Source organism: Streptomyces sp. NBC_01384, assembly GCF_045040035.1.
Classification (GTDB): Bacteria; Actinomycetota; Actinomycetes; order Streptomycetales; family Streptomycetaceae; genus Streptomyces.
Map to the genome: position 1 here is coordinate 7,498,099 of NZ_CP109559.1, position 13,580 is coordinate 7,511,678.

Below are 13,580 nucleotides of genomic sequence, written 5' to 3' on the forward strand. Positions count from 1 at the left end.
CCTCCCTTGGGATGTGTTGAACACGTCGAGCACCGCGGGTCATTCCTTGGTCGAGCCGGCGAGCATGCCGGAGACGAGGGTGCGCTGCGAGAAGAGGAAGAGCACAAGGACCGGCAGAATCGCCACGATGATGGCGAGGGCCAGCTCCGGCACCGTGATGTCGAGGCCGGCGCCGGCGACCGGGTTGAAGGAGGGCGTGGAGGACAGTAGTTGGTTCAGGCCGACCTGGACCGGGAACTGATCGCTGTTGGGCAGCACCAGGTAGGGCAGGAAGAAGTTGTTCCAGTTGCCGACGAAGCTGAAGAACGCCACCAGCCCGACCACGGGCTTGGCCAGCGGCAGGGCGATCCGGGCGAAGATCTGCCACTCGGAGCAGCCGTCGATGCGTGCGGCCGACAGGAGTTCGCGCGGCAGGCTGGTCGCGAAGTAGATGTACACCAGGTACACGCCGAAGGGGTAGAACGAGAACGGCAGGATGACCGACCAGGCCGTGCCGATCAGGTGGAAGCGGTTCAGTTCCAGGAAGATCGGCAGGACCAGCGTCGCCGAAGGCATGATCATGGTGATGAGCGTGATGGTGAGCAGGGTCCGGCGGCCTCGGAAGCGGGTCAGTGCCAGCGCGTAACCGGCCGGCACACTGGTCAGCAGAGTGAGCAGCAGTGAAGCGCCCGAGTAGATCGCGGAGTTGCGGAGCCAGACCAGCATGGCGCCGTCCTGGAAGGCGAACAGGTGCCGCCACGCGGTACCGATGCGGGAGAAGGACCCGAAGGACAGCGGCGCGTCGCGGATCATCTGATCGGCGGTCTTCGACGGGGCGAGCAGCAGCCACAGCACCGGCAGGACGAAGAAGACCACCAGGGCCGTGAGCAGCACCCCGATGACGAGCACGGACAGGGCACGGGAGGGCGCCCGGCGTCGTACGGTTGAGGACCGGGCAGCGGCGGAAGCGGTAAGCGTCATTTCTCGTCCATCGTGAACATGTTGGTACGCGACACCAGCAGGCCCGCGCAGATGAGGCCGAGCGCCAGCAGGAAGACCGAGATGGCGGCGGCACCGTTGAAGTCGCCCTGCTGGAAGGCGAAGGTGTACGCCAGTTGGTTGGGTGACCAGGTCGGGTCGACCCGGCCGAGGCTCGCGGTCTGCAGGAGCTGGGGCTCGACGAACAACTGGGTGCCGCCGACGAAGGCGAGGATCGTCATGTAGGCGATCCACTGCCTGATCATGGGAATCTGGATGTGCCAGGCGGTCTGCCACGGCCCGGCACCGTCCACCCGCGCTGCCTCCAGCACCTCGTCGGGGATGTTGTTGAGTGCCCCGTACATCACGACCATCCAGCCGCCGGCGCCTGTCCAGAAGGCGATCAGGACGAAGATCACCGGGAGGTTGCCGGGGGCGAGCACCGCGGCGAACGTGTGGAAGCCGAGCGCTTCCACCAGCCAGGAGGCGGGGCTGACGTCGGGATCGAGCATGAACAGCCAGACCAGGACGCTCGCCACGCCGGCCAGCGCCCCCGGGATGTAGTAGAGGAATCGCAGCAGCGCGGACAGGCCGGGTCGCATGCGGCCGCGCAACGCGACGGCGGTCACGACCGTCAGTACGACGAGCAGGACCAGCCACATCGCCAGGTAGACCACGATGTGGGTGAAGGCCGGCGCGAAGCGGTAGTCCTGGGCGACCTTGACGAACTGGTTGATGCCGGTGAACTGGCCCCGATCGTTGGTCACCGACAGGTAGAGGGCGTAGCCGGTGGGGAAGACGCCGAAGGTGAGCAGCAGGATCGTGTAGCCCGCGACGAAGAAGTAGCCGGCCGGGCCGCCGGCCCGTCCCCGCCGCGATGCGACACCGGGGCGGGGGACGGGGCCGGCGGTCTGCCGGGTGTCGAGCAGCGTCACTGCGTGGTCACCTGGTAGCCGCGGGCCTTGGCTTCGTCGGCGATGGCGGACTGCCAGGCGGGCAGTGTCGCGGTGAGCGACTTGCCGGACGTCAGCGCCGGGAGGACGACGCTGGACCAGGCGGTGGCGTCGCTGAAACGGGTGTTGCCCCAGCCGGTCCAGACCTCGTCGGCGGCCTGCTGGAAGGCATCGCCGACGTCACCGGCGAAGTACTTCTTGATGTCGGGGTTGGCCAGCCAGGCCTTGGCCGCGGGTGCGTAGGCGGGGTAGGTCGGGGCCTTCGCCTGGTTCGCGTCGGACGTCGTCAGCCAGGTGACGACGTCGGTGGCCGCCTTGAGGTTGGCGCTGTGCGAGGAGACCATCCACACGCCGCCGCCGACGTTGCCGGTCGCGCGGGTCGTCTCGCCGGGCCAGGACAGTGGCGGGGCCGCCGCGATCTGGCCCGCGGGCACCTTGAAGGCGGCGTTGAACAGGTACTGGCCGTACCAGGAGGGGCCGTAGGCCATGGCGACCTTGCGGCCGCTGGTCTTGGCGAAGCCCTGGCTGAAGAAGCCCTGCGTGCTGACCGCCTTGGCCGAGATCAGGGAGTCGAGCAGCTTGCTCATGCGGGTGCACTTCTCGTCCTGCAGGGCGACCCGCAGTCGGTCGGTTCCCTGCAGGTCGAAGGCCGGGCACCGGCTGGACCACAGGTAGGACTCCTGGGAGTTGGTGTCCCCGATCGAGCCGACGAGGTAGCCGGGATGCTCCTTGGCGATGCGCAGGCCGAGCGCCTGGTACTGCGGCCAGGTGGTGGGGGCCTGGTAACCCCACTTGTCCAGCAGTGTTTTGTTGTACCAGAGCACCACCTGGGCGATGTCGTTGCGCAGGCAGTAGGTGTGCCCGCCGGCCTGGCAGGGTGCCAGGGAACCGTGGGCGAAGTTGCCGAGAGTCTGCTGCGGTACCAGTCCCTGGTCGAGGGGGGCTGCGAAGGGAGTGGCTCCGGACTTGGTCGGTGTGGTCGCCCAGGTGACGTCGGTGGGGGTGCCGAAGACGACGTCAGGCCAGCCCTTGCCCGTACGGTCGAAGAGCTGCACCTTCGTCTGGAGATAGGTCGAGCCGTCGGCGCCGCCGTCGTAGGTGACGATGTCCAACTTCGCGTCGGGGTGCGTCTTTTGGTACGCCTGCACGGCGGGCAGCCGGGTGGAGTCCGCCCACACGGTGATCTTCGCCGTGCCGTCCTGCTTGACCGGAGTGAACTTGCCGGTGCCGGCCTCCTTGGAGGAGGACGTGTCGGCACTGGCGCAGCCGGCCAGTGCGGTGGTCGCGCACAGGGCGAGGACGGCGGCGGTTCTCAGAGTTCTGCGGCGGGTGCGGGCGGGGCCCGGGATTGCGGAAGACGTCATTGTCTTGCCTTTCTGTTCTCACTGCGGGCGAGGTAGTTCAGCCGGCGGCGGGCTCGACGAAGCGGCTGAGTTCCTTGCCGTAGGCGTAGTCGAGGGGAAGCGCGATGCCCGGTCCTGTCGGTGCGTGCACAAGACCGCGGTCGTCGACGTGGCGCTCGCGCACGACCGTCGTGGCGGTGACGAGCGACTCGTAGTAGGTGGTGTTGGAGATGGCCATGCACAGGTGGTGGTTGGGGATGTCGGAGCCGTGCACCTCGGCACGGAGCCGGTAGGCGTCGGCCAGGTGGGCGGTGCGCATGGCCCCGGTGATGCCGCCGCGAAGAGCGGCGCCCACCCTTACGCCGAAGGTGGCGGCGCCCGCGTTGATGAAGTCCGCCGAGTTCATGTGGGCGCCGTCGGAGGTCTCGGCCACCAGGAGGGGGACACCGACGGACTCGGCGAGCCGCTGGTACGCGGTGATGCTGAACTCGCGCATCGGCTCCTCGTACCAGAGGTAGCCGGCCTCGGTGAGCGCCCGGCCCAGGTGTATGGCATCGGGCAGGTCGAATCCGGCGGAGCCGTCGTACATCAGGGGTACGTCGGGGCCGACGTGCTCGCGCAGGGCCAGGCACAGGGCGGCGTCCCTGCGGGCGTCACCCCAGGCGTGCAGTTTGATCCCGCGGTACCCGGCGGCCAGGCACTGGTCGGCGACGTGGAGGAACTCCTTGGTGGAGGCGAAAGTGGACGTGGAGGCGTAGGCGGGGATCTCGGTGCGGAAGCCGCCGAGGAGCTGCCAGACCGGCTGGTCGTTCATCCGGCCCGCGAGATCCCACAGGGCGGTGTCGACGAGGCCGAAGGCGGGCAGCGGCAGTTCCTGGATGCGGTCGAGTTCCCAGACCCGGTGCCAGAGCCATTCCCGCTGGAGTGGGTCCTGACCGAGGAGTTCCTCGCGGAAGACCCGGTCGACCAGGTCCTCCAGCATCGCGGCCGCTCCCGGGCGGGCGAACAGCGCGACACCTTCGGCGCCCGCGTCGGTACCGATGTGCAGGACCGCGCCGTCGCCCACCGGTGCGCTGCCGCTCAGTCCGTCCCGCCAGCGGAACGGCGGGTCGGCGGCCGGGACCCCGACGCGGTGGACCTGGACATGGGTGATCTTCATACTGCCTTTCGGCTCGGACGGAGGGGAGGAAAAGGGAGGAAAGGGGGGAGCTGCGGGGCAGGAGCGAGGGCTGCGGGTCAGAAACCGCCGTAGACCTGGAGTGCGTAGACACTGCCGCCGTTCGAGCTGGAGTCGGTGACGGTCAGCCGGACGTAGCGCGCGGAGACCGGCGAGTCGGCGTAGGAGGTGTTCGCCGAGGTGGTGGTGGCGTCGGTGGTGTGGTCGTCGAGCGTTGACCAGTTCACGCCGTCGACGGAGTACTCCATGCGGTAGCGGTAGCCGTCGCTCAGCTCGAAGGTGGTCACCACGCCCGACACCTTGGTGACCTCGCCGAGGTCGACCTGGATCCAGGACGGGTCGGGCAGGCTCCTGCCCTGTGCCCAGCGGGTGTTCGGGTCGCCGTCCACGGCGCGTTCGGGTCCGTAGTCGGCGGAGAAGACGGAGGAGGCGGTGGCGGCCTTGCCGCGGGCGAGATCGATGTCGTCGGGTGTGGTGAGGGCGGCGGCGGGGCTGGGTGGCGAGGCGTTCAGGGCGGCGTCACGGGCGACGACGGTGAAGGTGTAGTGCGTGCGGGGTTCGAGGTTCTCCACGTGCACACTGGTGCGGTCGGTGACGGCGACGCGGGTGCCGTCCTGGTACACCGCGTAGGAGGTCACGCCGGTGTCGTCGGTGGCGGTCGGCCAGCTCAGATACGCGGCGGTCGGCAGCACGGGGGTGACGGTGGGCTGTCCGGGGGCACCGGGCGCCTGGTGGTCGCCGCTGGGGGCCAGGGCCTTTCCGTAGACGGCGAGTTCATAGATGCTGCCGCCGTTCCGGTTGGAATTGGTGAGGGTGAGGCGCACATAGCGTCCGGCGATGGGGGTGGCGGCAGGGGAGGAGGCGGTGGCCTCGGTGGTGGCGCTGCCGGTGTGGTCGTCCAGGGTGGACCAGTGGGCCTCGTCGGGTGAGACCTGGATGCGGTACCGGTAGCCGTCGGTCTTCTCGAAGGTGGTGAGGGCGCCGCTCACGTCGTACTGGGCGCCGAGGTCGACCTGGATCCAGGACGGGTCGGGCAGCCCCAGGCCCTGCGCCCAGCGGGTGCCCGGGTCGCCGTCGACGGCGAGTTCGGGCGTGTTGGGCCCGGAGTACGAGGAGACGGTGACGTCTTTGCCCTCCGCGATGTTCACGCCTGGGGCCATGGTCACGGTGACGGGGGGTCCGGGGCGGGATTCGTTGCCGGCCGCGTCACGGGCGGTGACCATGAAGGTGTGGGTGGTGCCCGGGCTGAGGCCCGTGATCAGGGCGCGGGCACCGGTGGAGGCGCCGCGCAGCTCACCGTCGCAGTAGACGGCGTATCCGGTGACGCCGCTGTCGTCCTGGGAGGGAGCCCAGCTGAGACGGGCGACGGTCGGGAAGTCGGTGTCCACGGCAGGTGCGCCGGGCGCGGTGGGCGCGGTCCGGTCCTTGGAGATGGGACCGGGGTCGAGGTGACGGAAGGCGGGTTCGAGGCCCGCGTTGTCGACGATCGAGGCCGGCAGTTGATCGCAGCCGTCGACGGTCGGGTTGTCGCGGACGGTGCTGCCGGTGCTGTTGAACTGCGCCGAGTAGGCGGGCTGAGAGGTGAAGTTGTGCTCGGCGGTGATGTCCAGGCCGTGGTTCATCAGCAGCCACTGGTACGACACTTCGCAGATGGCGTTGCCTGTGGTGTGCCAGTAACGGCTTCCCTCGTCCTGGTAGATGGCGCCGTAGGCCAGTGCCGGGATCTTGTGGATGTAGTTGCCGGAGACCACGCCGCCGGGGTCGGCGCTCAGGGTGTAGATGGCGCCCCCGTCGGCCTGGTGCTTCATGATGTCGCTGATCTCGTTGTCGGTGACGAGGGTGTCCCGGCTGGTGGTGGGCGTGTCGTACACCGGGACCCCGGAGTTGCCCGGATAGTTGCTGTCGCCGCCCTGGTCGGTGAGGCCCCAGCCCCAGCCGACGGAGATGCCGCTGTAGGGCAGGTCGTACACCTTGTTGTGGGTGATGACTGTGTGGTCGGTGTAGCCGGCGAGGATGCCGACCGAGCCACGGTACTGGTCGGCGACACCCGTGACGACGTTGTCGCGGACCGTGTTGTCCTTGGTGATCGACCGGGGGTCGCTCGGGTGGTGGTCGATGACGTCGGTGCCGCCGATCTGGATGCCGGTCGCGGCGATCTGCTTGAAGACGTTGCCGGTGATCGTGGTGCCCTGGGTACCGGTGTCGAGGTTCAGGCCCACCGCACCGAGGTGGGTGAAGACGGAGTCCTCGACGGAGATTCCTTGTCCGTAGCCGACGTTGACGGCGCCGGGGGTCTTGACCCACTTCAGGCGGGTGGAGTCGAAGTCGGGGTTGTCGTTCCCGACGATGCGGAAACCGGCCTGGCCCTCGACGAGACCGTCGTCGGAGCTGGGAGCGAGCCAGGTCGAGTAGGAGAAGGTGATGCCCCGGAAGGTCACATCGGCCACGGGGTGGTCGATGGTGCCGTTCAGGTCCACCAGATCCTGGACGCGGGGCACCGTCACGGTCGCGGTCGCGAGGTCCTGGCCGGGTCTTGGCATGTAGTAGAGCTCACCCTCGCTCTTGTCCAGGTACCACTCCCCAGGGGTGTCCAGCAGTTCGCGGGCGTTCTCGAGCCAGGTCGGGGTCTGGATCTCCTCGCCCTGGTGGAGGTTGGCGTTGTGGAAGCAGGGCTGCTGCATCGTCATGGTCGTGGTGCTGATCGACTTCACGGGGCAGCGGTAGAGCATCCAGCCCCAGGCACTGACGACCTCCACGTCGGACTGGTTCTTCCAGCCGGCGAGGGACGGGTCGGTGATGGTGTAGCCGGTCGCGGTCTTGGAGAAGCCCGACGGGTTCTCGGGCCCGCGGGCCCGGGTCTGCAGTGCGCCGTCGACGTACATCTGGCGGAAGTCGAGGTCGCCGACATGGGCCTTGTAGATCCGGTGGCCGGCGTCGGCCGGTTTCCAACCGGTGACGGCGGTGCCGCCGCTGATGACCGGGTGCGCGCCCGCTGCCGCCTCGTAGACCACGCGGTGCCCGTTGGTGCCGGAGTCGGCACTGGTCAGCTCGAAGGTGTCGGTGAGCTGGTAGGTGCCGCCGAGCATTTCGACATGGATGTCGCGGTGCATGTCCCGGTTGATCAGGCGGACGTGCGCCCTGGCGCCCTGCAGGGTCCGCAGCGGACGTGCCTGGGTGCCGGGCCAGTTGTCGCGGCCCTGGGAAGGGGAGACGTAGACGCTGACGGCCGGGGGCACAAAGGGAGTTCGAGCCGAGGCGGTGCCCGGCGGGACGAGGGCGGTGACAGTGAGGGATATGGCGGCGATGGCGGTGGTTCTCCGCACCAGGGCGCGGAGAAGGACAGGAATTCTCGACACTGAAAGTTCCAATCACGTGCCGGGGGGAAGGTGGCTCTCCGCCCGTCGTACGGGTGGGTCGCTTGGGTCGCTCGATGACGTGAGGACCGGTCAGGACGCGGAGGTCTGCGTACCAGGGGGTGGGGTCGCGCCCCGCGACGGCCGTGCGGGCGCGGAGGCAGGGGCAGGTGCCGGTTGCTGCGCGCCGGCGCGATCGGACATGTTGAAGAGCCGGTCGCGGATCTTGCGCTCGAACTGTGCCTGGGTGGTCTCGATATGGGCGGTCATCTGCTCCACAGCGGCTTCGGCCTCGCCCGCCGCGATGGCCTCGGCGATGGCGAGGTGCTGGTTCCCGGCCACCTCGATCGACCCGGGAACGTCTCCGTGGAAGAGCAGCACGTCCGACTGGGAAGCGAAGCGGCGGATGTTGGCGACGCTCGAACGCAGGAACACGTTGTGCGCGGCGACGCCGACCGCGTCGTGGAACTGGGCGTCCGCGCGGGCGAACGCCTGAACGTCCCCGGTCCGGGCGGCCGCGAGTGAGCCCTGGGCGTGCTCGCGTAGGGCGCGCACCTCGATCGGGGTGGCGAGCGCCGCGGCGCGCCGCGCTGTCTCGGCCTCGATCAGACGACGGTAGTCGAGGAGCATCAGCAGGTGCTCCATGCTGGTGGGCTGGAAGTGAGCGAGCTGGTCGTCGGCCAGCGCGCTGGCCGAGGCGGCGACGAAGATACCGGCGCCCTTGCGGACGCTCAGCCGGCCGATCGCGGCCAGGACCTTGACGGCCTCACGGGTGACGTTGCGGGATGCGCCCAGGACTTCCGCGAGGCCCTGTTCGGTGGGAAGCCGGTCGCCGGGCAGCAGGTTCTGCTCGGCGATGTACGTCAGCAACTGCTCCGCGACGAGTTCGTACCCGGGGCGGTAGCGGTCCGTCGGGTCACTCGCTCCTGCGGCACCGGGGGCGGGCACGTCTGGCACCGGACGATCTCCTCGCGGCTCGAATGCTTCAGATCTATCGGCGCGGCAACTATGGCACCGGGCCTACTGGATGGGAAGCATCTGGTCGAGGGAATTCCTCCGCTTGTGGTCGAGTGACGCCGTATTCGCAGACAGAATCGATTCTTTGGTTCCGGCCGTTGCGTCGATCGCGACCTCATACGTATCGTCCTCGCGCCGGATGAAGCAGATGCCTCGGAAGTATCGGGCTCCAACGCCACCGAGAGGCGCAGCCGTTGAAGCACTACGCCCACCCCAGCGAACCCCGCGATCCGCACCGCCGACACTCCGACTCCCGCCGCCTCGGCGCCACCGACGTCCACGTCAGCCGCCTCGGCCTCGGTGCCGCGCCCCTGGGCAACCTCCACTCCCCACTCGACGAGGCGGAGGCCGAGGCCACCGTCGACGCCGCCTGGGAGTGCGGCGTTCGGTACTTCGACACCGCGCCGCACTACGGCCTCGGGCTGTCGGAACGCCGCCTCGGCGCCGCCCTGGCGGGCCGGCCACGAGCGCTGTTCACCGTCTCGACCAAGGTGGGGCGGCTGCTGGTGCCCAACCCCGCGCGCACCGGTTCCGACGTCCCCGTCGGTGGTTTCGCCGTACCCGACACGCTCACCAGGCAGCCGGACTACTCGCGCGACGGAGTCCTGCGCAGCCTGGACGGCAGCCTGCGCAGGCTCGGGCTGGACCGGGTCGACCTCGTCCTCGTCCACGACCCCGACGACCACATGGACACCGCTATCGATCAGGCGTTGCCCGCCCTGGCGGAGCTGCGCGACCAGGGCGTGATCGGTGCCATCGGGGCGGGGATGAACACCGTCGCCCCCCTGATGAGGATCGTCACCGAGACCGACGTGGACGCCGTCATGGTGGCCGGCCGGTGGACACTCGTGGACCGCTCCGCCAGGCCGCTGCTCGACCTCTGTGCCGAACGCGGAGTCTCGGTGATCGCCGCCGCTCCCTTCAACTCCGGCGTGCTTGCCACCCCCTGGCCATCGAACGACGCGTTCTTCGACTACGGACCCGCCCCCGCGGCGGTGCTCGGCGACGCACGCGCCCTGGCCGAGGTCTGCGTAAGACGGCAGGTCGCCCTGCCGCACGCCGCCCTGCGCTTCCCGCTACGCGACCCGGCCGTGGCCTGCGTCGTGGCCGGCGCCCGCTCGGCGGCGCAGGCACGGTCCGCCGCCCGCCGGGCGGCAGAGGACCTGAGCCCGGAGGACTGGGCGGCGATTTCGACAGTTCCCCTGACCTTCGGCACTTCAGCGGCCATCCCCGGCAGCACCCCGTGGTCCGTCCCGCGATCCGCCCCATGATCAAGGAAGCAGCAGACCCCACCATGACGCCTCCCGCCGGTGTTCCCACCTACGACGCCACCCCCCGCCAGTCCCCCTGCGGCGGCACGGTCGACCGCGGGTGGGCCCCCGCCCTCACCGCTCTGCCGGACGGACCGGGCGTTCTCGCCCTGGACGGGCCCGCCATCCTGGACTGGAGCGCCGTCGCCGGGGGCCTGCGCGAAGCGGCGGCACAACTGGGCCTGCCCCTGGCCTTCCTGGACGTACGCGACCACTTCGCTCCATGGGAGGTGATCGACAAGGCGACCCGTTCCGCCCGGCTCCCCGACGACCCCCACTTCGCTCCCCTCGCCGACGGCACCCTCGCCGACCTTTTCGCCGGCCTTCCCCGCCCTCCGCGTCCCGGCGCCGGCTTCGCCATCGTCCTCGGCCCCGGCGCGGCGCTCCTCCCGCACGATGTCCTGTGGTACGCCGACCTGCCCAAACGTCACGCGGAAGCGGCCATCACCGCGGGCACCGGCCGGAACCTGGGCCAGCCCGAGGGCACCGGACCAGCCACCACCAAGCGGCTGTTCTACATCGACTGGCCGCTGCTGGACCGGCACCGAGAGACCCTCGCGCCCCGCATCGACCGCTGGCTCGACCTGCAGGACGCCCACAGCCCTGCCTCCCTGGACGGCGAGACCCTGCGCCGCACCGCCGCCCAGCTGGCCACCCGCCCCTTCCGCACCCGCCCCACCTTCAACTCCACCTCCTGGGGCGGCCACTGGGCCCAGCGCACCCTCGGTATGAACCCCCACGCCCGCAACACCGCCCTCGGCTACGAACTCATCGCCCCCGAATCCGGTGTGCTGATCGGTGACGGCCCCGAGGCCCAGGTGGAGGTTCCCTTCCAGGTACTGGTCGGCCTGCACCCCCGCGAGATCATGGGCGAACCCGGGCACCGCACCTTCGGCACCTCCTTCCCGTTGCGATTCGACTACCTGGACACGGTCGACGGCGGCAGCCTCTCCGTCCACTGCCACCCCCGGTCCGAGTACATGTGCGAGGTGTTCGGCTGGCCCTACACCCAGCACGAGACCTACTACGTGATGACCGGCGGCCAGGACTCCAAGGTCTATCTCGGACTACGCGAGGGCGCCGACCTGGAGCGTTTCGAGAGCGAGGCGCATGCGGCGAACGAGCACGGCCGGCCCTTCGACATCGAGCGCTATGTGGGCGCTTTCCCCGCAGAGGCACACCAGCTGTTCCTGATCCCCGCCGGCACACCGCACGGGAGTGGGCGCGGCAACGTGGTGCTGGAGATCAGCGCCACCCCGTACCTGTACTCGCTGCGCTTCTACGACTGGCTCCGCAAGGACGCCGAGGGTGCGCAGCGCCCCGTCCACGTCGACCACGCCTTCCGTAACCTCGACCGCGAGCGCTCGGGCGCCGCCGTCCCCGACACCCTCATCCAGCGCCCACGGACCCTGCGCGAGGGCCACGGGTGGCGCGAGGAGGTCATCGGCTCCCTGTCGGAGATGTTCTTCGAGGTACGGCGCACCGTGCTCGGCCCCGGCAGCCGCGTCGAGGACGACACCATGGACCGCTTTCACATCCTCAACGTGGTCGAAGGCGGCGGCGCCCTGATCGAGACCCACAGCGGGCACCGCCTGCGACTGGCCTACGCCGAGACGGTGGTCCTGCCGGCCACGGTGGGGGGCTACACCCTCACACCGCTGGGGGCGGGTGGCGCCCGGGTGGTGAAGGCGCTGCTCCGGTGAGACTCCCCGCGGAGATCCCCGTCCTCGAACTCGGCGGCAGCCATGTCTCGGCCGCCCTCGTAGACCCGGTTGCCGGCGTGATCCGGCCGGGCACGCACCGACGCATGCCCGTCGCGCCCCAGGGCGACGCACGGGAGATCGTGGACCGCGTCGCCCGCTGCGCGGCGCTGCTGCCCACAGCGGCCTCCGCCTGGGGCATCGCCCTGCCCGGCCCCTTCGATTACGCCACAGGGGTGGCGTGGTACCGCGGCGTCGGGAAGTTCGACGCCTTGTACGGGATGGATCTCGGCCAGGCGCTCCGGGGCGCCCTCGGGGAGCGGATGACCGCCGCGGCCTTCGTCAACGACGCCCACGCCTTCCTGCTGGGCGAGGCCGCCGTCGGAGCTGCGGCGGGACACCGCCGCGCCGTGGGAATCACGCTCGGTACCGGGGTGGGCTCGGCTTTCCTCCGCGATGGAAGGCTCGTCTGCTCCGGCCCACACGTTCCCCCCGAAGGCCGTGTCGACCTGCTGCGCGTCGATGGGGGACCGCTGGAGGACACCGTGTCCAGCCGCGCCGTCGTCCGGCGGTTCACGGCTCTGTCGGGGCCGAAGGCCGCGGCCCCGGTGACGGGGGTGCGCGACGTGGCCGAACAGGCACGGGCCGGGTCCGGCCCGGCCCGTGCCGCACTGGACGAGACCTTCGCGGCCCTGGGCCGCGCGCTCGGCCCGTGGATCATCGGTTTCGGCGCCTCCGTGCTGGTGGTGGGCGGCTCCATCACCGGTGCCTGGGACCTGATCGCCGACCCCTTCACCCGCGGCCTGCGGACTGCCGGGCCGCCGCTGCCGGAAGTACGGCAGGCGGCCAATCCGCGGGACGCCGCATTGATCGGAGCAGCGATGGCTGCCCACGTAGCGGCGCGCGGCCACCTGCGAACGCCTTGAGCGGCTCGCGCAGCCGCACTGCTTGCGAGGGGAATGCCAGGCTTCGTCAGCGGCATGCCTATGCCACTGAATGTCCGCGGGCGAGTCAGTCGGTGTAGCGGCCGACTCGGTCGTGCTCATCCACAGGCTCTGGATGACCTCACGCAGTTGGGAGAAGTGGGCTCAGCGCTACCCGGTGCAGGGCCACCGGGTCATCGCCCCGTCCTGGCCGGGCCTTGACTGCGAGGTCGAAGAGATCAGACGCGACCCCGAGGCGCACGTGATCATCGGACATTCCTTCGGCGGCGCCATCGACTCGGCCCCCGTCAAGGGCGTGCTCCCGCTGCCGTTCTCCACCCTGAAGTCGGCCTGGCCGGTCCTGGGCAACACCGCCAACAAGAACAAGGCCATCGCGCTGACGCCGAGTCAGTTCCACTACGGCTTCACCAAAACCCTCAGCGAAGAGGAATCCGCGGCCGTCTATGAGCGCTGTGAGGTGCCCGGATCGGCACGTGTGCCCTTCCAGGGGCCTTCGCCGACTTCAATCCCCGCGCCGCCACGAAAATCAACCTCTGCAACCGGCGACGAGCGCCGCTGCTGTTCACCGCTGGCGATGCCGACCACACCCACCTGGCGAGGTACCTACTAGGGCAAACAGGGCGATCTTCCTAAATTAAATGCCCTCTCAGATCACCTAATTCCGCTGAATACCCAGGGCTAACCTCGATTCTTCAACAGCCGTGAGTGCATGATCGGGTCGTCGGTTCGCCCTGTTTGTTCCGCGTGATCGCGGGCGGGGCCTTCGCGTGTCGCTGCGGCTGCGCCGGGGTTCCACGGCACCCGGAGGGCGTGCAGGTCTGCTCCT

10 protein-coding genes are annotated in these 13,580 nt (G+C 69.6%); 4 read left to right on the top strand and 6 right to left on the bottom strand.

Annotated elements, in window-relative coordinates; genetic code table 11:
• Positions 1-39 precede the first annotated feature (39 nt).
• From OG747_RS34150 to OG747_RS34175, 6 genes are all read right to left on the bottom strand, one after another.
• Positions 40-960 (bottom strand): carbohydrate ABC transporter permease, encoded by a 921-nt coding sequence (locus OG747_RS34150; RefSeq protein WP_405883212.1) that lies wholly within the window; start codon positions 958-960, stop codon positions 40-42.
• Complete coding sequence (locus OG747_RS34155) at positions 957-1,892, bottom strand: carbohydrate ABC transporter permease (RefSeq protein WP_405883213.1); 936 nt, start codon at positions 1,890-1,892, stop codon at positions 957-959. The genes OG747_RS34150 and OG747_RS34155 overlap by 4 nt, the downstream gene beginning before the upstream one ends.
• Positions 1,889-3,274: an ABC transporter substrate-binding protein gene (locus OG747_RS34160; protein ID WP_405883214.1), complete on the bottom strand. Its 1,386-nt coding sequence runs from the start codon at positions 3,272-3,274 to the stop codon at positions 1,889-1,891. Before OG747_RS34160 ends, OG747_RS34155 begins: the two co-directional genes overlap by 4 nt.
• A gap of 37 nt (positions 3,275-3,311) precedes the next feature.
• Positions 3,312-4,412, bottom strand: coding sequence for an enolase C-terminal domain-like protein (locus OG747_RS34165; protein ID WP_405883215.1), 1,101 nt, complete (start codon positions 4,410-4,412; stop codon positions 3,312-3,314).
• Between the two features lie 77 nt (positions 4,413-4,489).
• A complete protein-coding gene (locus tag OG747_RS34170) occupies positions 4,490-7,786 on the bottom strand; it encodes a discoidin domain-containing protein (RefSeq protein WP_405883216.1) in 3,297 nt (1,098 codons plus the stop codon).
• 90 nt (positions 7,787-7,876) lie between these two features.
• Positions 7,877-8,740, bottom strand: a complete 864-nt coding sequence (locus OG747_RS34175) for a FadR/GntR family transcriptional regulator (protein ID WP_405883217.1) — start codon at positions 8,738-8,740, stop codon at positions 7,877-7,879.
• A 254-nt stretch (positions 8,741-8,994) separates the two neighbouring features.
• Here OG747_RS34175 and OG747_RS34180 point away from each other — a divergent pair, with 254 nt between their 5' ends.
• From OG747_RS34180 to OG747_RS34195, 4 genes are all read left to right on the top strand, one after another.
• Positions 8,995-10,071: an aldo/keto reductase gene (locus OG747_RS34180; RefSeq protein WP_405883218.1), complete on the top strand. Its 1,077-nt coding sequence runs from the start codon at positions 8,995-8,997 to the stop codon at positions 10,069-10,071.
• A complete protein-coding gene (locus OG747_RS34185; RefSeq protein WP_405883219.1) occupies positions 10,068-11,813 on the top strand; it encodes a class I mannose-6-phosphate isomerase in 1,746 nt (581 codons plus the stop codon). The genes OG747_RS34180 and OG747_RS34185 overlap by 4 nt, the downstream gene beginning before the upstream one ends.
• Positions 11,810-12,736: an ROK family protein gene (locus OG747_RS34190; protein ID WP_405883220.1), complete on the top strand. Its 927-nt coding sequence runs from the start codon at positions 11,810-11,812 to the stop codon at positions 12,734-12,736. The genes OG747_RS34185 and OG747_RS34190 overlap by 4 nt, the downstream gene beginning before the upstream one ends.
• Positions 12,737-12,869: 133 nt before the next feature.
• Positions 12,870-13,364, top strand: coding sequence for a hypothetical protein (locus tag OG747_RS34195; protein WP_405883221.1), 495 nt, complete (start codon positions 12,870-12,872; stop codon positions 13,362-13,364).
• Positions 13,365-13,580 lie beyond the last annotated feature (216 nt).

What these genes read in the sequence shown, in the direction of transcription:
- OG747_RS34150 (WP_405883212.1), bottom strand. Translation starts at nt 960, where the DNA reads ATGACGCTTACCGCTTCCGCCGCTGCCCGGTCCTCAACCGTACGACGC.
- OG747_RS34160 (WP_405883214.1), bottom strand. Translation starts at nt 3,274, where the DNA reads ATGACGTCTTCCGCAATCCCGGGCCCCGCCCGCACCCGCCGCAGAACT.
- OG747_RS34165 (WP_405883215.1), bottom strand. Translation starts at nt 4,412, where the DNA reads ATGAAGATCACCCATGTCCAGGTCCACCGCGTCGGGGTCCCGGCCGCC.
- OG747_RS34185 (WP_405883219.1), top strand. Translation starts at nt 10,068, where the DNA reads ATGATCAAGGAAGCAGCAGACCCCACCATGACGCCTCCCGCCGGTGTT.
- OG747_RS34195 (WP_405883221.1), top strand. Translation starts at nt 12,870, where the DNA reads ATGACCTCACGCAGTTGGGAGAAGTGGGCTCAGCGCTACCCGGTGCAG.